Origin of the sequence: Olleya namhaensis (assembly GCF_900114005.1) — a bacterium.
GTDB lineage: Bacteria > Bacteroidota > Bacteroidia > Flavobacteriales > Flavobacteriaceae > Olleya > Olleya namhaensis.
Genome location: NZ_FORM01000002.1, coordinates 56,822 through 81,572 on the forward strand (window position 1 = coordinate 56,822; position 24,751 = coordinate 81,572).

General features: G+C 31.5%; 21 protein-coding genes. 15 read left to right on the plus strand and 6 right to left on the minus strand.

Annotated elements, in window-relative coordinates:
• The first annotated feature begins 1 nt into the window (after position 1).
• Positions 2-259, plus strand: a complete 258-nt coding sequence (locus tag BMZ09_RS03290) for a glycine dehydrogenase (protein ID WP_245741085.1) — start codon at positions 2-4, stop codon at positions 257-259.
• Here the strand turns inward: BMZ09_RS03290 and BMZ09_RS03295 are convergent.
• Positions 239-1,066, minus strand: a complete 828-nt coding sequence (locus BMZ09_RS03295) for a UbiA prenyltransferase family protein (protein WP_090837474.1) — start codon at positions 1,064-1,066, stop codon at positions 239-241. The genes BMZ09_RS03290 and BMZ09_RS03295 overlap by 21 nt on opposite strands.
• 162 nt (positions 1,067-1,228) lie before the next feature.
• Here BMZ09_RS03295 and gcvP point away from each other — a divergent pair, with 162 nt between their 5' ends.
• The 4 genes from gcvP (at position 1,229) to BMZ09_RS03315 (ending at position 6,676) form a co-directional block, all read left to right on the plus strand.
• Positions 1,229-4,081 (plus strand): aminomethyl-transferring glycine dehydrogenase, encoded by a 2,853-nt coding sequence (gene gcvP, locus BMZ09_RS03300; RefSeq protein WP_090837476.1) that lies wholly within the window; start codon positions 1,229-1,231, stop codon positions 4,079-4,081.
• 95 nt (positions 4,082-4,176) lie between these two features.
• Positions 4,177-5,235 (plus strand): 3-oxoacyl-ACP synthase III family protein, encoded by a 1,059-nt coding sequence (locus tag BMZ09_RS03305; protein ID WP_090837477.1) that lies wholly within the window; start codon positions 4,177-4,179, stop codon positions 5,233-5,235.
• Between the two features lie 36 nt (positions 5,236-5,271).
• Complete coding sequence (locus BMZ09_RS03310) at positions 5,272-5,793, plus strand: class I SAM-dependent methyltransferase (protein WP_090837479.1); 522 nt, start codon at positions 5,272-5,274, stop codon at positions 5,791-5,793.
• A gap of 34 nt (positions 5,794-5,827) precedes the next feature.
• Positions 5,828-6,676, plus strand: coding sequence for a glycosyltransferase family 2 protein (locus BMZ09_RS03315; protein ID WP_090837481.1), 849 nt, complete (start codon positions 5,828-5,830; stop codon positions 6,674-6,676).
• Between the two features lie 114 nt (positions 6,677-6,790).
• On the opposite strand, the gene BMZ09_RS03320 is transcribed toward BMZ09_RS03315, so the two are convergent.
• The 3 genes from BMZ09_RS03320 to BMZ09_RS03330 all read right to left on the minus strand — a co-directional run bounded on the left by BMZ09_RS03320 (position 6,791) and on the right by BMZ09_RS03330 (position 9,085).
• Entirely contained in the window at positions 6,791-7,597 is an 807-nt protein-coding gene (locus BMZ09_RS03320) for a DNA/RNA non-specific endonuclease (RefSeq protein WP_090837483.1), read from the minus strand.
• 121 nt (positions 7,598-7,718) lie between these two features.
• A complete protein-coding gene (locus BMZ09_RS03325; protein WP_090837484.1) occupies positions 7,719-8,525 on the minus strand; it encodes a tetratricopeptide repeat protein in 807 nt (268 codons plus the stop codon).
• Positions 8,522-9,085 carry an RNA polymerase sigma factor gene (locus BMZ09_RS03330; RefSeq protein WP_090837486.1) on the minus strand — a complete coding sequence of 188 codons (564 nt, stop codon included), beginning with the start codon at positions 9,083-9,085 and terminating at the stop codon, positions 8,522-8,524. The genes BMZ09_RS03325 and BMZ09_RS03330 overlap by 4 nt, the downstream gene beginning before the upstream one ends.
• Positions 9,086-9,235: 150 nt before the next feature.
• Here BMZ09_RS03330 and BMZ09_RS03335 point away from each other — a divergent pair, with 150 nt between their 5' ends.
• From BMZ09_RS03335 to BMZ09_RS03360, 5 genes are all read left to right on the plus strand, one after another.
• On the plus strand, positions 9,236-9,925 hold the full coding sequence (locus BMZ09_RS03335) for a hypothetical protein (protein WP_090837487.1): 690 nt from the start codon (positions 9,236-9,238) through the stop codon (positions 9,923-9,925).
• A 15-nt stretch (positions 9,926-9,940) separates the two neighbouring features.
• Complete coding sequence (locus tag BMZ09_RS03340; RefSeq protein ID WP_090837489.1) at positions 9,941-12,400, plus strand: CHAT domain-containing protein; 2,460 nt, start codon at positions 9,941-9,943, stop codon at positions 12,398-12,400.
• Between the two features lie 598 nt (positions 12,401-12,998).
• Positions 12,999-13,628, plus strand: a complete 630-nt coding sequence (locus BMZ09_RS03350) for a hypothetical protein (RefSeq protein ID WP_090837493.1) — start codon at positions 12,999-13,001, stop codon at positions 13,626-13,628.
• 58 nt (positions 13,629-13,686) lie between these two features.
• Positions 13,687-16,179, plus strand: a complete 2,493-nt coding sequence (locus BMZ09_RS03355) for a CHAT domain-containing protein (protein WP_090837494.1) — start codon at positions 13,687-13,689, stop codon at positions 16,177-16,179.
• Positions 16,180-16,330: 151 nt separating this feature from the next.
• A complete protein-coding gene (locus BMZ09_RS03360) occupies positions 16,331-16,516 on the plus strand; it encodes a hypothetical protein (RefSeq protein ID WP_090837495.1) in 186 nt (61 codons plus the stop codon).
• A gap of 266 nt (positions 16,517-16,782) precedes the next feature.
• Here BMZ09_RS03360 and BMZ09_RS03365 read toward each other — a convergent pair whose 3' ends face one another.
• Positions 16,783-19,419 carry a valine--tRNA ligase gene (locus BMZ09_RS03365; protein WP_090837497.1) on the minus strand — a complete coding sequence of 879 codons (2,637 nt, stop codon included), beginning with the start codon at positions 19,417-19,419 and terminating at the stop codon, positions 16,783-16,785.
• A gap of 185 nt (positions 19,420-19,604) precedes the next feature.
• Here BMZ09_RS03365 and BMZ09_RS03370 point away from each other — a divergent pair, with 185 nt between their 5' ends.
• The 5 genes from BMZ09_RS03370 (at position 19,605) to BMZ09_RS03390 (ending at position 23,813) form a co-directional block, all read left to right on the plus strand.
• Positions 19,605-20,030 carry a DUF1573 domain-containing protein gene (locus BMZ09_RS03370; protein WP_090837498.1) on the plus strand — a complete coding sequence of 142 codons (426 nt, stop codon included), beginning with the start codon at positions 19,605-19,607 and terminating at the stop codon, positions 20,028-20,030.
• 186 nt (positions 20,031-20,216) lie between these two features.
• Positions 20,217-21,407 (plus strand): pyridoxal phosphate-dependent aminotransferase, encoded by a 1,191-nt coding sequence (locus BMZ09_RS03375; RefSeq protein ID WP_090837501.1) that lies wholly within the window; start codon positions 20,217-20,219, stop codon positions 21,405-21,407.
• A complete protein-coding gene (gene murB / locus BMZ09_RS03380; protein ID WP_090837503.1) occupies positions 21,407-22,420 on the plus strand; it encodes a UDP-N-acetylmuramate dehydrogenase in 1,014 nt (337 codons plus the stop codon). Before BMZ09_RS03375 ends, murB begins: the two co-directional genes overlap by 1 nt.
• Before the next feature lie 57 nt (positions 22,421-22,477).
• Positions 22,478-23,008: an RNA polymerase sigma factor gene (locus BMZ09_RS03385; RefSeq protein ID WP_090837505.1), complete on the plus strand. Its 531-nt coding sequence runs from the start codon at positions 22,478-22,480 to the stop codon at positions 23,006-23,008.
• 10 nt (positions 23,009-23,018) lie between these two features.
• Positions 23,019-23,813, plus strand: coding sequence for an anti-sigma factor (locus BMZ09_RS03390; protein ID WP_090837507.1), 795 nt, complete (start codon positions 23,019-23,021; stop codon positions 23,811-23,813).
• Between the two features lie 70 nt (positions 23,814-23,883).
• On the opposite strand, the gene aqpZ is transcribed toward BMZ09_RS03390, so the two are convergent.
• The gene (aqpZ, locus tag BMZ09_RS03395) at positions 23,884-24,573 is read right to left on the minus strand and encodes an aquaporin Z (RefSeq protein WP_090837508.1); all 690 of its coding nucleotides are present in this window, start codon (positions 24,571-24,573) and stop codon (positions 23,884-23,886) included.
• Positions 24,574-24,751: the final 178 nt, after the last annotated feature.

Here is a 24,751-nt window from a genome sequence, read left to right on the forward strand (position 1 = left end):
AATGATGAATAAATTTATGATTTCTTGCGAGGAATCCGGTCACATCTGTGACAAAGCACAATACGATGAAGCGTCATTCGTTGAAAAAATAAAGTTTAAATTTCATAGTTTGATGTGTGCTGTATGCAGGCAACACTCAAAAACAAACGATAAACTTACTGCACTAGTTAATAAAGTAAAAGCAAATAATTTATCTTCTAGAGAAAAAGACACCATAAAGTCGTCTTTTGAAAAAGAGTTAAATAAGCATCAACACTAGCCAAAAGACAGGCAAGGCTTCCAACCAAAAGGACGTATAATATTTTGTCCTGTTTTGGTTAGCAAATAGTATAAATATACCTAACACTAAACAGACTATTAATTGTGTTATTAAATAGTCTGTTTGAATGGTATCTTTAAAAAATTCTGATAAATAAAATATAAGTAACAAAACAAGACCTAGTAGTTTTGTGCGCTTCACTCCTATTTTCTGAGGTATTGTCGCCAATTTTAGACTGTCATAACGTAAGTCTATAATTTCAAAAGGCAACATTAAAGCAATTACAAATATAAAAACTTGTAAAACGGACACAATCACGTCCTCACTAAAGCCCACTTCATTATTTACTAGTGGCAAAATAACGGTTACCCCACTCCACACCAAAGCAATAATATATACTTTTAACCCACTAATATCTCTCAGGTTTTGTTGGGCATCTAAATACCATTTTTTTGGTAAAAAAGGAATGGCGTATAAAAAAGTAACACCTCCAAATATAGCAATCAAAACCAACGACTCTTCCGCTAATTGTAATGCATAATAGCACATTAAAATAAAGCAACCCAAAGAAAACACTTGTGTGACGCGCAACCAACTAGCCAAGCTTCTATGATGCCACTTGGCGATCCCAAAATATTTTACAAAATTATAACCCGTTATTGTGGCATAAAAATTAAACCACAACACACTGCTATCATAATTTATATCAAACTTTTTTAGAGTTACCCAACTTAGTGCATACACTGCTAAGGCAACATGCACGCTGCTATTTATGTAAAAATCTAAAAGTTGTTTTAACACCTTCATTAGGCAAAAATAATTAATCTGTTAATAAAGCAGCCTAATAGTTGAAAACTTTCAATTTTTAACAAAACTTTCTATTAGTTTTTGTTAATTTTGCAATCATTAAAAAAGCAACTAAAATTTATTGTCAGTCCTCCAAAATAGGACATTAACAACACAACACAAATGAATACAAACGCTTTCGCATTACGTCACATTGGTCCTAGAGAAAATGATCAAAAACTAATGCTTCAAACAGTTAATGCAGATTCTATAGAACAACTAATTTCTGAAACCGTACCTGCACCAATTCGTCTTAAAAAAGAATTACAATTAGACGAAGCAATGACAGAATATGAATACTCAAATCATATTAACACCCTGTCAAAACTTAACAAAACTTATAAAACCTACATTGGATTAGGGTACCATCCTACAATCCTTCCGGCTGTTATACAACGTAACGTTTTAGAAAACCCGGGTTGGTACACAGCTTACACACCTTATCAAGCAGAAATTGCGCAAGGGCGTTTAGAAGCATTGCTTAACTTCCAAACCATGATTACTGATTTAACAGGAATGGAATTAGCAAACGCCTCTTTATTAGACGAGAGTACTGCTGCTGCAGAAGCTATGAGTTTGTTATTCTCGGTTAGAGCACGCGACCAGAAAAAAGCAGGGATTTGCAAGTTTTTTGTAAGTGATGCTATTTTACCGCAAACACTTTCATTATTGCAAACCAGAGCAACTCCAATTGGAATTGAGCTAGTTATTGGTACAGAAGCAACATTTGATTTTTCGTCAGACTTTTTTGGAGCTATTTTACAATACCCAGGAAAAGATGGTCAAATTACAGATATCAAAACTTTTATAGAAAAGGCAAATGCTAATAACATAAAAGTAGCAGTAGCTGCAGACATTTTAAGTTTAGTAAAATTAGAAGCGCCAGGTAAATTTGGTGCAGATGTGGTAGTTGGTACTACACAACGCTTTGGTATCCCAATGGGTTACGGAGGTCCACACGCCGCTTATTTTGCTACTAAAGAAGCTTACAAACGTGATATACCTGGTCGTATTATTGGTGTTACAAAAGACGCTAATGGCAACAGAGCTTTACGTATGGCTTTACAAACTAGAGAGCAGCACATTAAACGTGACAAAGCAACCTCTAACATCTGTACTGCACAAGTACTATTAGCAGTTATGGCTGGTATGTACGCCGTGTATCATGGACCAAAAGGTTTAACGTTTATAGCTAATAAAGTACATAATGCAGCCTCTACTTTAGCCGACGCCTTAACTAAAATGGGAATCGAGCAAGTAAACACTGCCTTTTTTGATACCATCCAGCTTAAAGCTAATGCATCAGTAGTAAAAACAATTGCAGAACAACGTGAGGTTAATTTTTATTACCCTAATGATACTACAGTAACGGTTTCATTAAACGAAACGACTTCTGTAAAAGATTTAAACGAGATTATTTCAATTTTCGCTGAAGCGGAAACAAAGCCGGCAGTAACAATAGATGGTTTTACTGACGCAAACAATATTCAAAATTCAATACAACGTCAAACGTCATTTTTAACTTTAGATGTTTTTAATACGCACCATTCTGAAACAGAATTAATGCGTTACGTAAAAGGATTAGAGCGTAAAGATTTAGCTTTAAATCACTCTATGATTGCACTTGGATCTTGTACAATGAAGCTTAATGCAGCCTCAGAAATGCTACCTTTAAGTAATCCAAACTGGGGAAGTATTCACCCATTTGTGCCAATAGATCAAGCCGAAGGTTACCAACAAATGTTAAAAGCATTAGAAGACCAACTAACGGAAATCACAGGTTTTGCAGGAACCTCTTTACAACCAAACTCTGGTGCTCAAGGTGAGTATGCGGGATTAATGGTTATTAGAGCGTATCACGAATCTAGAGAGGATCATCACAGAAACATCTGTTTAATACCAAGTTCTGCTCACGGAACCAATCCTGCAAGTGCAGTCATGGCCGGAATGAAAGTGGTTGTTACTAAAGCAGATGAAAACGGTAATATCGATATTGACGATTTACGTGAAAAAGCAGAATTACATAAAGATAATTTAGCTGCCTTAATGGTAACCTACCCGTCAACACATGGTGTTTATGAGTCAGGAATTAAAAATATAACACAAATAATACACGATAATGGTGGTCAAGTCTACATGGACGGTGCCAACATGAATGCGCAAGTAGGCTTAACTAATCCAGGTAATATTGGTGCAGATGTTTGTCACTTAAACTTACACAAAACGTTTGCTATACCTCACGGTGGTGGTGGACCTGGTGTTGGACCAATATGTGTTGCTAAACAACTAGTGCCATTTTTACCAAGTAACCCAGTAATCAAAACTGGAGGAGATCAAGCTATTACTGCTATTTCTGCTGCACCTTTTGGATCAGCTTTAGTCTGTCTAATATCTTATGGTTACATTAAAATGTTAGCTACAGAAGGTTTAAAAAAATCAACTGAAATTGCCATTTTAAATGCAAATTACATCAAGCACAGGTTACAAGGTGCTTATGAAACGTTGTATTCTGGAGAGCAAGGTCGTGCAGCCCACGAAATGATTATCGACTGTCGTCCGTTTAAAGAAAATGGTATCGAAGTTGTAGATATTGCAAAACGACTAATGGATTATGGTTTTCATGCACCAACAGTATCTTTTCCGGTTGCCGGAACGATGATGATTGAGCCAACGGAAAGCGAAAGCAAAGCAGAAATGGATCGTTTTTGTGATGCTATGATTTCTATTAGAAAAGAAATTGATGCTGCATCAAAGGATGACGATAATAATCCGTTAAAAAATGCGCCACACACATTAGCGATGTTAACAAGTGACGAATGGTTACTACCTTACTCTAGAGAAAAGGCTGCATACCCATTGGACTACGTGATAGACAACAAGTTCTGGCCTTCTGTACGTCGTGTTGACGATGCTTACGGAGACCGTAACTTATTTTGTACTTGTGCACCTATTGAAGCATATGTAGAGGCAAATTAAGCGTTGAACATCGTAAAAAAATAATCATTTAAAATTGCCTTTAATATTTACTGCTTATCTTTGTAGTTAAATAATTAAAGGCAATTTCTTTTTATATGAATATTAAGATTACAGGCACAGGAAGCTTCATCCCGAGTACGATAGAAAAAAATGAAGATTTTTACAATCACGAATTTTTGAATGCTGATGGTTCTAAAATAAACAGCCCAAATGAGGTTATCGTAGAAAAGTTTAAAGCGATAACAGGTATAGAGGAAAGGCGCTATGCTAAACCTGAATTATCAAACTCTGACATTGCTTTTTTTGCAGCCGAAAAGGCTATTGCAAATGCAAAAATCGATAAAGAAACTTTAGATTATATTATCGTAGCACATAATTATGGTGATGTAAAAATAGACTCGGAACAAAGTGATACTGTCCCTAGTTTAGCCTCTCGTGTAAAGCACCTTTTAAAAATTAAAAACCCTAAATGCGTTGGATACGATTTACTTTTTGGTTGTCCAGGCTGGATAGAGGGCGTTATACAAGCTAATGCTTTTATTAAAGCAGGCATCGCTAAACGTTGTTTAGTTATTGGTAGCGAAACCTTATCTAGAGTGATAGATGCACATGACCGTGACTCTATGATTTATAGTGATGGTGCTGGTGCTGTTATAGTTGAAGAGACTACTGAAGAAGGTGGTATTTTAGCTCACGAATCTGCAACTTTTGCTTATGACGAAGCACATTATATTTTCTTCGGAGAAACTAACAAGCCTGAGTCTGATAGTAAACGTCGTTACATTAAAATGTATGGTCGTAAGATTTACGAATTTGCTTTAACAAACGTACCATTAGCTTTAAAATCATGTTTAGAGAAAAGTGGTTACGATATAACGGATGTTAAAAAGATTTTGATTCATCAAGCTAACGAAAAAATGGATGAAGCTATTGTAAAACGTTTTTACAAATTGCACAACATGAAAATGCCTGAAGGAATTATGCCTATGAGTATTAACACTCTTGGTAATTCTAGTGTTGCAACAGTACCTACTTTGTACGATTTGATTTTGAACGGTCAATTAGAAAACCAAGAAATTAACAAAGGAGATGTTATCCTTTTTGCTAGTGTTGGTGCAGGTATGAATATTAATGCTATAGTTTATAAACAATAAAAAGTCTGAATCTATTTCTGACTAAAATCTATTTTTGTGTACGAACAAACCTTTCCGCATAAACGCTTTAAACTAACCTATCAATTTTTAGAAAAGCATATTTCTAAATCTGAAACAGTGTTAGATTTAGGTGTAGAAAACCCGTTTACCAAAATTTTAAAGGACCACGCATTTGTAGTAGAAAATACGACAGGTGAAGATCTAGATTTTGACACATCAGCAATTAAAAACTCAGACGCAACAGTAGTAACTGCTTTTGAGATATTTGAACATCTATTAAATCCTTTTACTGTTTTACAGAGTATAAAAGCAGACAAATTAGTAATAAGTGTACCTCTTAGATTATGGTTTTCTTCTGCTTACAGAAGTAAAACAGATACATGGGATAGACATTATCACGAGTTTGAAGATTGGCAATTAGATTGGTTATTAGAAAAAACGGGATGGAAAATTATAGACAGACAAAAATGGACCAATCCAACAAAAAAATTAGGAATTAGACCAATTTTAAGATGGTTTACCCCTAGATATTATATTATTTATGCTGAACGCGCTTAAATACATCTAACTTTAAATTCTAATATTTTCTATTTTGAATTTCAGCATTATTATTCCAGCACACAACGAAGAATCTTCTATTGGATTAACACTACAGTCTTTAGCAGACCAAACGTTACTTCCTAAACAAATTGTGGTGGTTAATGATAACTCTACGGATAACACAAGAAGTATTGTAGAAGACTTTCAGAAGCACCATGACTACATCACTTTAGTTAACGTTACGTCATCAAACAAACACTTACCAGGAACTAAAATAATCAACGCCTTTTACAAAGGACATGAGGTTTTAGACACCAATTACGATGTACTTTGTAAATTTGATGCCGATCTTATTTTTCCTTTAAATTATTTAGAAACATTAGCGCTTCATTTTAATAAAAGCAAAACCATTGGGATGGTTGCTGGTTATTGTTATATTCAAAAAAATAATGATTGGGTTTTAGAGTCGATAACTGGAAAAGACCATATTAGAGGCGCACTTAAAGCCTACCGCAAAGATTGTTTTGAAGCTATCGGACAACTTAAAAGAGCAATGGGTTGGGATACTATTGACGAGTTGCTAGCTAAATACAATAACTACGATATTGTATTAGACGAAACATTACACGTTAAACATTTAAAACCTACAGGCGTAAGCTATAATAAAGGTGCAAAATACCTGCAAGGAGAAGCGATGTACAAAATGCGCTACGGTTTTACACTTACACTCATAACAGCCTTAAAAATGGGCTTAAAAAAGAAAAGCTTCCGCTACTTTAAAGATTATATTATTGGTTACTTAAAAGCTGTAAAAAACAAACCAGAACAACTAGTATCTATTGAAGAAGGTCAATTTATTAGAAACTTGCGATGGACCGGAGTAAAGAAAAAATTAGTTTAGAAAATACTGATTAGAAATTACAGAAAATCACTTAAACAGTAAAAGAATCATTTTCGTCAAATATTACTTTTCAGCTTCTAACTTTTGCCTTAAAATTTCAACATAAGTCTCAATCTAAAAGCTCCAACCTTTATAATCACTAGAGGCTTCTAATCTATTCTCTGTAGCATCTTCTAATTCTGAAAAGAAATCAATTCCGGTTAAATTTTCAATAGTATCAACTGAAGTTACAAATTTATATAATGGCTGATCAGACTCTTGATGAGGCATCAAAAATGCGATAACTTTAGTCTTACCAGAATTATTATCTATCAATACTTTATAAAACTGATTAGGCACAGCCACTTTTTCTGTTCCAATAGTTTTCATTTTTCCTTTTAAAACACCTCCAGAAACCACAAAAACACCATCATATTTACTAGCCCAATACCTAGTCTTTTGTTCTAATCGATTCCAAACACCTGCATTAAAATCATGTCGTTGAGGAGAAATATTACTAGTCAAAAAAGTTTCGTCATGCGCAGATTTACTATATTTTCTATCTCCAGCAGGACACAAATGACCACGATCATAACCTGATTTTTTATAATTACGCCAATGTGCAGCACCTGTTTTTACAGCATTGTCTACTTCAAAATAAGGTCTTTTAAAATCACTTTTTGATAAGTGAGACTTTTTAAGCTCATAAGCTACCCACTCTGCTTGCTCATGTGGCTCGCTATAACTCAAACTATAACCATCATGATGCACAATTTGTCCAGTAGTGCTTGTTGGTAAAAAGTATTCGTTAGTGCCTGATTTAACCGTTTTACCTTGTGCTACAACTTCCGTTTGTTCCTGAACATTAATATACTCCTTAGCACCATAAGTTAATATTACAACCAGCGCTGTTAATAAAGAATATTTTGTTTTATTTGACATATCTAACTATTTGTCACAATATACAGTTTTGAAATAAAAAAAGCCTTTCCAATTGAAAAGGCTTTTTAAATCATATATAATATCAGTCGAAATACCAGATTTGACTTCGACTTAAAAAATACTACTCCAACTGCGACAATAATTTCAGAGCTTCGTTATACTTGTAATTACTGTTGTCTTTTGTTATTAATTTTAATTGCGCTATCGCATTAGAATTATCTTTTACTTTTAAATACACCAACGCTTTATACCAATAGCCTTTAGAAAAATCGATACTATCACTGTCTATTACCTTATCAAAGGTAGCTAACGCATTCTTGTTTTGATTTAATTCTAATTGTGTAATTCCTAAATATAAAAATACGTTAGTATTATTTGATTTAGTTTCCGTCAAATACGTTGTATATAATTTGTTAGCTCCAGCAAAATCTTTAGCGACAAACTTAATTTCAGCATTTTCTAATATTGCACTTTTAGCCTCACCTCGCTCTATCATAGAAGGTAACTCAGTCCAAGAATTGTAACTATCATAAATATCAGAAGTTCTATTTAAAAAGAATAAACCAACAAGTAAAATTACAGATGCTGCTATTGCCAAAAACGAGAACACCCTACTATTATTTGCCTTACTAGATTCACTAATTGTTTTATGTTTTTTTGCTGCATCATTTAGCGCGGACTTTAATGCTATTGCCTTATCACTTTTAAAATACGTCTGTAAGTCTTTGGTTTGGTTTGCATCCGTAGTCTCAATAAATTGCCAGTCCGTATCACTAAACTGAATACTCATTTCTTTGTTAATTGCTACGTAATCTGCCAATTTCGCATTACTATTCAGTTCAAGTAAAAAAGCACTTAATTCGGGTTCGGTCAACTTATTGACCAAGTACTTATCTGCTTGTAATAGTAGGTTATCAGATAAAATCATAATGTCTTTAATTGATTATAACGATTGTCTTCTTTAATCATTTGGGTTAATTTATTCTTGCACTTAAACACACGTTGTCTAACCACATTGTCGTCACTATAATCTAACTCCTTGGCAATATCTTTATAAGGCATTTTTTTAAAAAAACGTTTTAAAATTTCTTTACAATTTCCGGAGATTAACTCTAACTTTTCTTGAAAAAACTCCCATCGTTCTTGCTCTAAAACAGACTGTGCCATATCATTAGCTTCAACCTTAAGTTCAATTGGTTGATCAAATGTTACCATCCGTTTTGATTTATTTAACTCTCTGCGCCATAGGTTTTTACAAGCAGTAAATAAATACCCATCAAAAGTTGATTTAATAACTACATTTTGAACCTGCACTCTAGCCATAATTTGGATTATTGCTTTTTGAAACACATCTTGTGCATCCACTTCCTGTCCTGAATTTTGAAGCACAAAACGCCTCACGCTGGGATAAGAATTAGTGTAAATCTCTAGTATTACTTTTTCGTTTTGGGTTTTTAAACCGTTAATAAAGTAATTAGTATTGTTCATTAAAAAGAATAGTTGGTTAGATTAACTTAAAACATCAAAAATGATACCCAAAAAACAATTAAAAATGATTTCAAAATAAAAACATTGAACTTGGGTAACAAATATATATATTTAGAAACGGTTTTGTATTAAGACACAAACTCAATTAAAATGATAAAGACAATAAAAATTTTAGCTTCGGTGCTAATTAGTATCCTTTTTTTAAATGGATGCTCTGTAAAAGAAGAGCAACTCGAAGACATTCAAACAGATAACGCATTAGAATCTAAAACTACTACAGATAGAACATCTATCGAGAACAGAACCAATAGCACCTCATATACTAACACTAAATACATTGTTAACCCATCTGACCATTTTTTTAGGATAAGATTTAAACCAAACACCACCAAAAGCCAAAAAGAAGACATTAAAGCCAATATAGCGCTTACATTTACTGATATTGAAATAATGGTTAACAAAGCGGACTATTTCATTATTAAATATGTGAACTCAGATTTAACTACAATAATAAGTTATATTAACAATAATTTTCAAACAATAACTGAAACACCTGATCAAATAGAAGATCATATTACTGTTGTTAAAATAAACTATTTGATAGAAAAAACTGAATTGCAAAAAACAGTTATAAGAAATGATTTTGACAACGGGATTACTAAATTTTTAGTAGAAATCAAAAATTTTGAATACACAGGTTTTGAATATGCTCCAGGAACCACACCTCCTGATAATGATACTGAATTATGGTTTGCAAGAGGCTGTTGTGTTTCCAACGAAATTGACATTAAAATAGGTCTATTTTACAATTCAGTGCTACAAAACAATACAATTCAATAAAACAAACAGTCATCTGTGAAATTGCTTCTTTCGTTAATTCTACTTTACTTTTCATTCACTAGCATTGAAATAAAAAAAAACAATGAAGATTGTAATAAATCGAGGTTACTAGCGCATAAAAAACAGTATCAAGAAGCTATAAATAATACTTTACAAGCTTGTGATTTATCACAAATTGATAACCTAAATTTTATAGCCAAATGTTACAACAATTTAAATGACTACTACAAAGAAATTGACTATTTAGAAAGAGTTATTTACATAAACAAGAGGAATAAAAAACATGAAAACCTTGTTTTAAACTATCTAGATATAGCGAAAGCACACAGAAAATTAAACACCAAAAAAAATATAACTAAGAGTATTGATTTTTTAAAAGAAGCTTTACATATAGATAAAAATTTCATTCTTACTAATAAAATAAAGTATTCAATTTATAACAATATTGGCAATTATTATAAAGCCCTATCTAATTTTGATTATGCTATACAATATTATAAAAAAGCTATTATTATTGCGAGAAAGTTAAATGATTCAAAAAAAACATCAAGAACTTATTCAAATCTTTCCACAATAAACATAAACGTAAAGGCATCTTCAAAACAACTAAAAATAGCACAGAGCAATATTAACAAAGCACTCAGTTACGACTCTATTTCATTCCCTGATATTTACGCAAATTTAGGTATAGTAAACTATCTATTAAAAGATTATAAAACAGCTATAAAAAATCACAATAGAGCTATTGAAATTTTAACAGAAGCCCAAAATGGTGATATTCTAAATTTAAATGATGTCAAAAACTGCAAGAACAAAAAACTACTTTTGAACACTTTGTTTGAAAAAATCTATGCTTTAATAAAACTAAAAGACAAAAAATATTTAACTGAAGGATTAAACATTATAAAATTAGCAGACAAAGTTTTTGATTTATTATTGATAGAAACAAAAACGGAAAAAACAAAATTACATTGGAGAAAACGAGCATATCATTTTTATTATTTAGGCATTCATATTAGCCATGAATTAAATGACATTGAATCTGCTTTTTATTTTTCAGAAAAAAGCAAAACCTTGCTTTTATTAAATGAAATAACATATAACAGTAAACCAATACTACCAGATAGTATTAACACAAGAGAAATTAATCTAAAAAAAACAATCTACTCACTAGAGAATCAAATAAACATCTTAACTAACGAAGCTCTTCTTAAAGCAAAAAATGACTTATTTGAAACGCAAGTCTCATTAAAATTATTAACTGACTCATTAGAAGCAAGCTATCCTATATATAAAAACTCAAAAAACAATCTAGATAAAACCATCTTATTAAGAGAATTACAAAATTCAATAAAAACAAAAAACACCTGTATAATCTCTTACTTATGGGACAAAACAGAAAATCAATTTAATGCTTTATACGGTATTGCAATTACACAAGACCAAGCTATTTTATTTAAAATAAATAATCTTAACCTATTTGATAAAAAAGTAACTGACTTTAAAAAACATATAACATCTCCAATTTCAAACGTAAGACAAAAAACTGAATTTGAAAATATAGCTAAATCATTATATAATGATTTATTCCCAGAAGAAATAGCTCCTCTTATAGCCAATAATAAATTATTAATTATTCCAGACAGTGACTTACAAAGTATTCCATTTGAAGCCTTACGAACTAAAAACAACGACTACTTAATAAAAAATCATGAAATAAGTTATGCCTATTCAGTTACTCACTTACTAAAGAACAATACAATAAAAAGAGACCCAAAAAATACTTTTATAAGTTTTGCTCCTATCACTTTTAATTACGATAATCTTAAAAATTTACCACAGAGTAAAGCTGAAGCTAAAACTATAGCAAATTTATTTTCTGGGAAATCAAAAATTAATCAAAATGCCACAAAAAATATTTTTCTAAAAAATTTAAATGATTATAAAATAATACACTTATCTACCCATTCAGATACAAACGACTCAATAACCCCTTGGATAGCATTCAAAAACAAAAAACTACAACTTAACGAATTATACACAACTACAAACCAAGCCGAATTAGTATTCTTAAGTTCTTGTAAGAGCTCTTTGGGACAATCAAACCAAGGAGAAGGCATTTTTAGCCTTGCAAGAGGTTTTTTCTCTTCGGGTGCTAATAGCGTTATTTCTTCCCTTTGGAATGTTAATGATAAATCAAACGCAGAAATAACATTATCTTTCTATAAATACATAAAAAAGGGTAAATCAAAAAGTACAGCTTTAAGACAAGCCAAACTAGATTACATAAAGACTTATAGTTTAAGTGAAGTTTCTCCATATTATTGGTCTTCATTAACACTAATAGGTGATGATTCTGCTATTGAAATACAAAAAAACACCCAATTTTACATCATTATAATAGTGTTATTAATGTGCTTAATATTTATTATTCTAAAGACATTAAAATATTATAAAATAAAAATCAAAATTTAACTCAACTAAAAACAAATATTAATTCGCGCTAAACTTCATTTTTTTGAGTGCTTTTATATTTCCGGAAATTAACTCTAGCTTTTCTTAAAAAAACCACCAACGTTCTTGCTCTAAAACGGACTATGCCATATCATTCGTTTCAATCTTATGTTCAATAGGTTAGTCAAATATTACCATTCGTTTTGGTTTATTTAACTATCTTATCAACAGGTTTACAAGCAGAAAACAAACACCCATCAAAAGTTGATTTAATAACTGCGTTTTAAACCTGTACTCTAGTCATAATTTGAATTATTGCTTTTTGAAACACATCTTGCGTATCCATCTCCTGACCTGAATTCTGAAGCAAAAAATGCCTCACGCTGGGAAAATAATTAGTGTAAATCTCTAGTATTATTTTTTCGTTTTGGGTTTTTAAACCGTTAATATAGTAATTAGTATTATTCATTAAAAAGAATAGTTAGTTAGATTAACTTAAAAAGTCAAAAATGATACCCAAAAAACAATTAAAAATGATTTCAAAATAAAAACATTGAACTTGGGTAACATATATATATATTTAGAAACGGTTTTGTATTAACATATAAAACTAAATATCATGAATACGACCAAAAGCAACTATTACACTACTAACCTAATATTACTAATATTTAGTATTTGTATTTTTAATAGCTGCTCGAAAAATGACATTACTATTGAAGAGACTATAAGTGAAACAATTGACAAAAACACAACCGTATCAGATGCACAAAATAACCGAATGATAGTTGCAACTTACAAATATTTGAAAGTAGATTACAGCTCTCCATCTTACAAACAGTTAATGAGAAATAGTTTTCACGCTTCAACAACTACAAGCCACAGTATAGAAAATCTAGATACAAATACGGATATATGGATTTTTGATGAAATAGACCAAGCTACTGTTGATGGATTATTTACAGGTATTGATACTTGTATTGTTTGCCCAGTTACTCATGTGGAATATCTTACTGTCTTTGAAATTGAATTCGAAGCTTTTGTTACGGATGCAGCAAAAACATTAATTAGAGGCGATTTTGAATTAGACTTAGGCAATCTTGACACCGAATTAATACAACATCAAAATACATTTATAAACACTGAATTGTGGATATTTAGAGGATGCTGCAAAAATGACCCTATTAGAGATAGAATCGCTGCTCTTTTTGATGTTAAAATAAAAAGAGCTAAACTTATAACGGAATAACTTATAATTGAATTTATTAATCACATTTTTTTTACTGATTATCAGTCTCAGCTCTAATTTGGCATGTTTTAAAACTAAGGCCAAAAGAGCTGAAACTTATACTTACATAAAAATTAATAATAATAATAATAATAATAATTTAGAAATAGCACAATCTTTATTTGACAACAAAACATATAAAAAATGTATTGATTTTTGTTTATCAAAAATAGAAACCACAAGTAACTCAAAAAACGAGATTGAATATTTAAAATTAATTGCTAATAGCTATAATGCTTTAAACGATTACTACAACAGTATATATTATTATGAAAAATTAATATATAGAACTCACAAAAAAAACCCAGAATCTAATATTAAAAACTATATTGAGATTGCACATATACACCGGAAATTAGAAGATCAAAACAATTTAGACAAGGCTATTTTCTACTTAAAATTAGCAGAGTCACACTCCAATTCAAAAACACTAGACTTTGACACCCTTTATAGTATAAATAATAATCTTGGAGGTTATTACATGTTATCTAATCGTAAAAAAGAAGCCTTAAAACACTATAATAAAGCATTAGAATACATAAAAAGTAAGGGAGACCTAAGAAGACTTCAAATAAACTTAATAAACTTAGGTATGTTAAGTTCTAACGGTGTAACATCAACACAACAAGAATTAGAACTTTCAAAAAAATATTACCAAAGAGCTCTAGACATTAATATCACAACACATTTTAGTGTCCTTTACAAACTTCTTGGAATCAATAGCTATCTTCAGGATAACCCAGAAAGCGCACTAATTTATCATAATAAAGCCATAGACGAATTATTAAACACCAATTTAAAAACACCAAAACAACTACCGCATATAGATAAAATTAGCAACGAAAATAAAAAGAAATTACTATCTATTTTATACGAAAAATATTATGCTTGGATAAAATATTTCATTCATACAAAAGACAAAAAACATTTAAATCACGCTTCCGAAACACTTGAGTTATCAGACCTTATTTTAGATGATATTTTTACAGAAATAAAAGATGAAGACTCTCAAATACATTGGAGACAAGAAGCCTCCTATTTTTACTATTTAGGAGCGCACTTATCACACCTAACCAACAATACTACAAAAGCATTTTACTATACTGAAAAAAACAAAGCTTTACTTTTATTAAATAATGCTACAAGAATAAGAATTCAAAACAACCTAAGTCTTCCTAAAATAATATTAGATACAGAAAATAATATTAAAAAAGAAAGCTATGCTTTAAAGAGACTAATAAAAAATAAAGCTAATGACAGTATCAGGTTACTACTAGTAAACAAGAAAGAACAGTTAAAAAAACTAAAAGACTCGCTTCAATTTAATTTCCCAGAATATGATAATTACCAAAAAATCTCTAAAGTCCTTACGTTAAATGAAATTCAAAACCAAATTACGGACAGCACATTATATATAACTTTTATATGGGATAAAACAGAAAATCAATTTGATGCACTTTATGGGCTAGCTATTACAAAGCATTCTTCTGAAATTTTCAAAATAAATAACCTGACTACTTTTAATCAACTGGTAAAACAATTTCAAAAATCTATTTCTAAACCATTTAGCAACAAAGAAGAACTTAAACAATTTAAACTAAACGCTTTTAAACTTTACGACAAACTATTCCCAACCCAATCAATTAAAACGTTAATAAACAAACACGAAAAACTAATAATAATTCCTGACAGTGACTTATCTAAAATACCATTTGAAGCCTTAATCACAGATTTAAATGCTGATAGTTTTTTAATAAAAAGTCACGAAATAAGCTATGCTTATTCACTATCTTTTCTTACCGAAAACAATCGTCTTGAAAGAAGTGCGAAAAAAGATTTTTTAGGTTTTGCTCCAACTATTTTTAATTACGATAATTTACAAAACTTACCAGAAAGCAAAAACGAAATTAAGGCTACAGAAAGAATAATAAATGGGAAGAATTTTCTAAACAATAACGCAACAAAACAAGCTTTTTTATCCGAAATGAATAAATATAAAATTATTCATTTATCAACGCATGCAAATGCTAGTGATTCAATTTCACCTTGGATTGCATTTAAAAACCAAAAACTATATTTAAACGAATTATACACGACAAAAAATCAAGCCGAATTAGTAGTTCTGAATGCTTGTAATAGTTCTATGGGAGAACTGAATAACGGGGAAGGCGTGTTTAGTTTAGCACGTGGATTTTTCTATTCAGGTGCCAAAAGCGTTATTTCTTCCCTTTGGAATGTTAATGATAAATCAAACGCAGAAATAACATTATCTTTTTATAAATACATAAAAAAGGGTAAATCAAAAAGTGCCGCTTTAAGACAAGCCAAACTAGATTATTTAAAAACACACCAACTAAGCGAAGCATCTCCTTACTATTGGTCTTCCTTAATATTAATTGGTGATGATTCTGCAATTACAAGAAATAAGACTAACTACTTATTTATAGTAATACCTATTATATTATTTGTGGCATTCATCTACAAAAAAACAAAAAGAAGGTCAGAAAATTAATTCAAATTAAAAAAAACAAAAACCTGGGTAACATTTTTAATGATTAGGTAACTAATATGTAGTTAGTTATTTATTAAGGGGACTAGTCAAAATCAACCAATAACCATAAAAGCCTTTCCTAACGGAAAGGCTTTTTAAATTAACACAAAAAATGGCATTTGTTTTTCTACTATATATTACAATTTCAGGTATAAATACTCAAAATGATACGCTTAAAAAAAGCGTAAACGTTATAAATACTGAATGTGCGACTTCTAAACTAGTAGAAGAATGCCATTTAGATAAAAATGAATTATCAGAATTGATTTGTAATGAGATTATAAATTTATTAGATTAAAACAACAAAATATGTTATAACTAACATGTTATATGCTTAAAAATAAAAATACAAGTCACTAATCTACAACTCTTTATGAAGTTTAATTTAAAAAAATTAAAAAAAAGGGTAACATTTTTAATGATTAGGTAACTAATATGTAGTTAGTTATTTAAGGGAAATAATCAATAGCAATTAACCAATGACCTGAATAACAAAAAAGCCTTTCCAATTGGAAAGGCTTTTTAATTTTATAAAGCATATCGACTACGCTTAGTCTATTTTAACTACTTCAAACTAGCTAAACTAGATTTTAAAGTTTCGATCTTCGCTAAAGCATCTGCTTCTTTCTTCTTCTCAGAAGCGACAACTTGTTCTGGAGCTCCAGCAACAAAGCGCTCGTTAGACAGCTTCTTTTGTACTGATTTAAGAAAACCTTCAGTATAGTTTAACTCTTCTGTTAACTTTACAATTTCAGCCTCTACATCTATTGCACCATCCATTGGTATAAAGTACTCGTTAGATTTTACTCTAAAAGTTAATGCACCCTCTACAGGTTCTTTAACGTACTGGATAGCCTCTAGATTTCCTAATTTAGCAATAACGGTGTCAAACGCTGTATTTGAATTTTCATTATTTATTACAGAAAAACCAATAGCATCTTTAAAAGCAATATTCTTTTCTTTTCTTACCGTTCTTATTCCAGAAATAACTTCCGAAGCAAATTCGAACTGAGAAATCAATTCTTTATTTACAGGTTTAGCTACCGGCCATTTTGAAACTATTAATGCTTCCTCTGGAGTCCTTTCAGCAATATATTGCCAAATTTCTTCCGTTAAGAAAGGCATAAATGGATGTAATATTTTTAAGTTTTCCTCAAAAATAGCCATCACTTTATTATACGTTGCAGCATCAATGGGTTGTTGATATGCCGGTTTTACAATCTCTAACAACCATCCACAGAAATCGTCATAAATCAGTTTGTAAATAGACATTAAAGCATCGCTTAAACGGTATTTACTAAAATGATCTTCAATCTCTAAAAGGACTTCGCTAAATTTAGCTTCGTACCAATCTAAAGCAATTTTACTTGAGTCGGGTTGCGCTATTGTATCATTAACCTCCCATAGATTAGTTAAGTTAAAGGCGTTCCATACTTTATTACCAAAACCTTTACCTTGTTGGCATAAAGTCTCATCAAACATTAAATCGTTTCCTGCTGCGCTACTTAATAGTAACCCAACTCTAACACCATCTGCACTATACTCTTCAATTAATTTTAAAGCGTCTGGTGAGTTCCCAAGAGACTTACTCATCTTACGACGTTGTTTATCACGTACTAGACCTGTTAAGTATACATTGTTAAATGGCTTTTGGTCTTTATACTCATAACCTGCAATTATCATACGCGCTACCCAAAAGAATAAAATATCTGGACCGGTAACTAAATCGTTAGTAGGATAGTAATATTTAATTTCTTCGTTTTCTGGATTACGGATACCATCAAAAACAGACATTGGCCATAACCAAGAGCTAAACCATGTATCTAAAGCATCTGTATCTTGCTTTAAATCTGTTGCCTTTAAATCTGCTCTTCCTGTTACCTTTTGTGCTTTTAAAACAGCGTCTTCTAATGTTTCTGCAACTACAAAATCTTCTTTTCCATCGCCATAGAAATAAGCAGGAATTTGTTGTCCCCAAAGTAATTGACGTGAGATATTCCAATCACGAATATTTTCTAACCAGTGACGGTATGTGTTTTCAAATTTCTTCGGAAATAATTTAATCTCAGCATCTTCTCCTAAAACGGCTTCAATTGCTGGCTTTACCAACTCTTCCATTTTTAAGAACCATTGGTCACTTAATCTTGGCTCTATAACTGCTTTTGTACGTTCTGAGGTCCCGACTTTATTCATGTGCGTTTCAGTCTTCACTAAAACACCAATTGTTTCTAATTCTTTTGCTACATTTTTTCTAGCAACAAAACGATCTTGACCTTCAAATTGTAATCCAAAGCTATTTAATGTGGCATCTTCATGAAAGATATCAATAACTTCTAATTTGTGTTTGTCTCCAAGATTCTTATCGTTTTCGTCATGAGCAGGCGTTACTTTTAAACACCCTGTTCCAAATTCGATATCAACATAGTCATCTTCGATTATAGGAATAACACGATTAGAAATTGGCACAATGGCTTTTTTTCCACGTAAGTGTGCAAACCTTTCGTCTTCTGGATTAATACAAATTGCTGTATCTCCAAATATTGTTTCAGGACGTGTTGTAGCGATAGTTAATGTATCGTCACTTCCTTCAATTTTATAATTTATGTAGTATAAGTTTCCTTGACGCTCTTCATGGATAACCTCCTCATCAGACAACGTTGTCTTTGCTTCCGGATCCCAGTTTACCATGCGGTAACCTCTATATATTAATCCTTTGTCATGTAGGTCCACAAATACTTTAATTACAGCTTCAGACATGTCGTCGTCCATTGTAAATTTTGTGCGTTCCCAATCACAAGAACATCCTAATTTTTTAAGTTGTTCAAGGATTACGCCTCCATATTCTTCTGTCCATTCCCAAGCATGTGCCAAAAACTCGTCCCTTGTCAGGTCATTTTTGTCAATACCTTGCTCTTTTAATTTGGCAACAACTTTAGCTTCAGTAGCAATTGATGCGTGATCTGTACCAGGTACCCAACATGCATTTTTACCTTGCAGACGTGCACGACGTATCAAAACATCCTGAATAGTATTGTTAAGCATATGTCCCATATGCAAGACTCCTGTTACGTTTGGTGGAGGGATTACAATGGTATATGGTTCTCTGTCATCTGGCGTAGAATGAAAATAATTATTCTTCATCCAGTAGTCATACCATTTGTTTTCTGCTTGAATAGCATTATATTTTGATGGAATTTGCATACTTTGGAATAGTTTTTGAAATATAGATTACAAAAGTACTTATATTTCTGTTTTTGTGAAATTATAACGATGAATAATGTATAGTTAAATATGTTATAAGTATTTGCAAGTATGCATTACATCTAATAACTTTGCAAAAGGAATAAAAAGTAATTAGATTTACAAACCAATAAAATCAAAATACAATGAAAAAATTATTTACAATATTATTTATCGGACTGATTAGTTTATCGATGAATGCTCAAGAAAAAATGGCCAAAATAGAGTTTAAGGACACTACTATTGACTACGGAACAATTAACAAAGGTGATAACGGAATTAGAACTTTTGAATTTACTAATACTGGAGATGCGCCTTTAATAGTATCTAAAGTTAGTTCTAGCTGTGGTTGTACTGTGCCTAAAAAACCAGAAGCACCAGTAATGCCAGGACAAACTGGAGAAATTGAAGTAAAATACGATACACAAAGAGTTATGCCAATTAGAAAAACGATAACTGTTTTATCTAATGCTGAAACGCCAACAGTATCTCTTAAAATAAAAGGGGAAGTTATTGACCCATCTAAAACAAGTGTTTTAGAGAAAAAAGGAAAAAGCGTAATGGAGAAATAATCTTTATTAACATTTATACAAAAAAGCCGAAACATAATGTTTCGGCTTTTTTTTGTTATTGTTTTACAATTAACTAATTGTTTTTCCAGGTTAAAAAAAGTTTAACAATATAGCTTTTTTAAAAGACCTTTTTTATTAGGAAACTTATCAATTATTTTCGCAAATTTGTAATCTAAATAATTTGTAATGCCAAAGATTTCTAACAAAGGGCTATCCATGCCACAGTCACCAATAAGAAAATTAGTGCCATTTGCAGAAAAAGCTGCAAAAGCCGGTAAAAGTATCTACTACCTAAACATAGGCCAACCAGATATTAAAACACCAACTATAGCAATGCAAGCTGTAAAAGATGCTGATATAGAGGTGTTGTCTTACTCAAGATCTGAAGGATCAGAACAATACCGTACAAAAATAGCCAACTACTACAAAAATAATGACATCCACGTAAAACACGATGACATTATTGTAACTACTGGTGGTAGTGAAGCCTTGCTTTTTGCTTTTGGAAGTATTATGGATGTAGATGACGAGGTTATTATACCAGAACCATTTTATGCTAACTACAATGGATTTTCTACTGCTTCTGGCGTAAAGGTTGTTCCTGTAATTTCTAAAATTGAAGACAATTTTGCTTTACCTCCAATTGAAGAGTTTGAAAAATTAATTACACCTAAGACTAAAGCTATCTTAATTTGTAACCCAGGTAACCCTACAGGTTATTTATACTCTAAAGAGGAAATAGAAAAACTAGCTGCAATTGTTAAAAAACATGATTTATTTTTAATTGCTGACGAGGTTTACCGTGAGTTTGCTTATGATGGTGCAACGCACTACTCTATCTTGCAAGTTGATGGATTAGAAGACAATGCTATTGTGATAGATTCTGTTTCTAAACGTTACAGTATGTGTGGCGCACGTATTGGATGTTTAGTCTCTAAAAACAAAGACGTAATTGCAACTGCTTTAAAATTTGCACAAGCACGTTTAAGTCCTCCTACATTAGCACAAATTGCTAGTGAAGCCGCTTTAGAAACACCACAAAGTTATTTTGATGATGTTATTGAAGAATATGTAGAAAGAAGAAACGTTTTAATTGAAGAATTAAATAAGATTGAAGGTGTGCAAGTTGCTAATCCTAAAGGAGCTTTTTACTGTATAGCACAATTGCCTGTAAAAAATAGTGATGTTTTTGCGCAATGGCTTTTAGAAGATTTTGATGTAGATGGCGAAACTGTTATGGTTGCTCCTGCTGCAGGTTTTTATAGTACGCCAGGCGTAGGTTTAAATCAAATCAGAATTGCTTATGTGTTAAATACTGAAAGCTTAAAAAAAGCAGTAAATATTTTAAAAGAAGCTCTTAAAGTATACAAAGATTAGTGCAAATTTTAAACAACATATCTCTAAAACCATACAATACTTTTGGTATTGATGTTAATGCAAAGCAATTTGTCTCCGTTAAAAACATAGCCGATTTAAAAGCTGTATTTTCTACTAACAAAATTGAAGACACCTTTATCCTTGGTGGTGGTAGCAATATGCTACTAACCAAAGATGTGGATAAGCTTGTAATACATCTAGATCTAAAAGGTAAAACTATTATCTCAAAAACAGAGACTGAAGTTTTTATCGAATCTCAAGCTGGCGAAAACTGGCACGAGTTTGTATTATGGACTTTAAATCAAGATTTTGGAGGATTAGAAAACCTATCCTTAATCCCAGGTAATGTTGGCACAAGTCCTATACAAAATATAGGCGCTTATGGTATTGAGTTAAAAGACAACTTTTACGCTTGCTCCGCACTAAATCTAAAAACTTTAGAGTTAGAAGAATTTAGTAATGCAGACTGTAAATTTGGATACCGTAACTCTATTTTTAAACAAGAAGCAAAAGGACACTATATTATAACAAGTGTGGTTTTTAAACTTAGTGTTAAAAACCACACTTTACATACTAATTATGGCGCTATCACAGCCCAATTAGAACAAAACAATATTACGCAGCCTACAATACAAGAAGTGTCTAATGCTGTTATTGCTATTCGCGAAAGCAAACTACCTAACCCTAAAGAGATTGGTAATTCTGGTAGTTTTTTTAAAAATCCAGTCATTTCAAACACTGCTTTTTCTAAACTTCAAGAAAACTTTCCAAATGCACCGCATTATATAATTTCTGATACAGAAGTTAAAGTTCCTGCCGGTTGGTTAATCGAAACTGCGGGCTTTAAAGGCAAAACATTTGGCAATTATGGGGTTCATAAAAAACAAGCGTTAGTCTTAGTTAACTATAGTGATGCTAAAGGAGATGACATATTAAAGCTCTCAAAATTGATACAAAATACTATTTATCGTATCTTTAATATTTCTATTGAAGCCGAAGTCAATATTTTTTAATGACACACAACACCTTCAATTCAAAATAATTAAACTAACAACCCTTAATTACTAAGCTTGAATTTTTCATTAGAAGAACATATTATAGCTCACCTTAAAAATGGTGATAAACAAGCCATAAACTTGTTGTATGAAAACTATGCTGATGCCCTATTTGGTGTTATTAAGAAAGTAATCTCTGATGACGATTTAGCACAAGACGTACTTCAAGAAACACTTATAAAGGTTTGGAAAAAAGGAAAAAGCTACAATCCTGATAAAGCTAAATTATTTACTTGGTTATATCGTATTGCTTACAACTCTGCAATAGATAAAATTAGATCCGTAAATAATAAATCTAAAAAAGAAGTCCAAATAGAAGATTCCAACGTATATAAACTGACAACTAATAGTTTAAACGAGGATGTTTTAGATATTAAAAAGCATTTAAACACTCTAGATTTAAAGTATCAGGTTGTTGTTAACGCGCTCTTTTTTGAAGGAATGACGCAACAAGAAGCGAGCGAAGAATTGGAAATACCTTTAGGTACTATAAAATCAAGATTAAAAATTGCGTTACGTGAATTGAAGAAAATTTACAACCCTTAATTGTAAAGTGATGAATGACAAAATAATTACATTTTTAAACTCTGACTTATTAAACAAGTATTTAATAGGTCAAACTAATGCTTCTGAAACCTTAGAGGTTGAGCATTATATTTCTGAATTTCCAGAAGTAAAAAAAGCATACAATACACTACAGGATAAATTAGAATTTAGCTCGCAATTAAATGCCGTTAAAGCACCTAAGTTAGTTTTAAGTAATGTGTTAGATGCATTAGATGACAAGCCCGTAATTGCATTAAAACCTAAACGCACAAGAAAATGGTACAGTCTAGCTATTGCTGCTAGTCTTACAGCTCTAATGCTAGGTGTAAGCTCTGTGTATCTTTATAACCAAAACAAGCAATTATCAAGCGAAAATCAGACAATTGCAGACGAAATATTTGATCTAAGAAGTGACATTGCAAACAACAACAGCACATTAACACAATTATTAGAGCAGTTTAAGCAATTAAACAATCCTGAAACAGAAAAATATATCTTAAAAGGAAATACAAGAGCTAAAAATTTAAAAACAGTAGCTTACATTAATCCTGAAGAAAAAAAATCAATGATTGATGTAGTATCATTACCTCAATTACCAGACAATAAAGTATATCAAATTTGGGCAGAACTACAGGATAAGATGGTTAACTTAGGTGTTTTAAGCCAAGCTGACAGACGTCTTCAAGAAATCCCTTATACGGAAGATGCTTTAGGTCTAAGTATCTCTATAGAACCTAAAGGCGGTAGTCAGGTAAGATCAAACGACACGCCCGTTGCCGAAATATCTTTAAAGCTTAACGATTAAAGACAACGCATAACAGCATAAAAAAAGCCTCACTTATTAAGTGAGGCTTTTTTGTTTAAACTAATATAAGTTAGTCTTTACTAAAAAAGGCTTTGTGTATCAATCCCGCAACAATTGCTCCTGCAATTGGAGCTAACCAAAACAACCATAGTTGTCCAAGGTAATCTCCACCTTCTGCAAATAATGCTTGACTTGTAGATCTAGCAGGATTAACAGATGTATTTGTAATTGGAATACTAATTAAATGTATTAATGTTAACGCTAATCCAATTGCAATACCTGCAAAACCTTTAGGCGCTTTAGGATATGTACTACCCAATATAATTAAAAGAAAAAACATGGTTAATAAAAACTCTGTAACCAAAGCAGACATCATAGAATACCCGTCTGGGGACAAATCTCCATAACCATTAGCTGCAAAACCACCCACATCTGTAAAACCAGCTTTACCAGATACAATATACATCAATGCAACTGCTGCCACTATTGCACCAACTAATTGAGCAATTATATAACCTGGTAATTCTTTAGCAGGAAACTTTCCTCCAGCCCAAAGACCTATGGATACTGCAGGGTTAAAATGCGCTCCAGAAACATGACCAACAGCATAAGCCATGGTTAAAACTGTTAAACCAAACGCCAAAGCCACACCTACAAACCCAATACCTAATTCAGGAAAGCCAGCAGCAAAAATAGCACTACCACATCCTCCAAAGACCAACCAAAAGGTTCCAAAAAATTCTGCAAATAATTTTTTCATAATTTAAATTGTTAAAAAGTTAGAGCAGTAAATTATAAAAAAAATAAGAATTCAGACACTTTACATCCATCTAAATGAGATTTTCGTTAAAAAACTGATTTTAATGTTCAAAATAATGTGACAAAGACTATTGAAACGTTAAAAGTGATCTTGTTTTTCTAAAAAACCGTATCTTTGT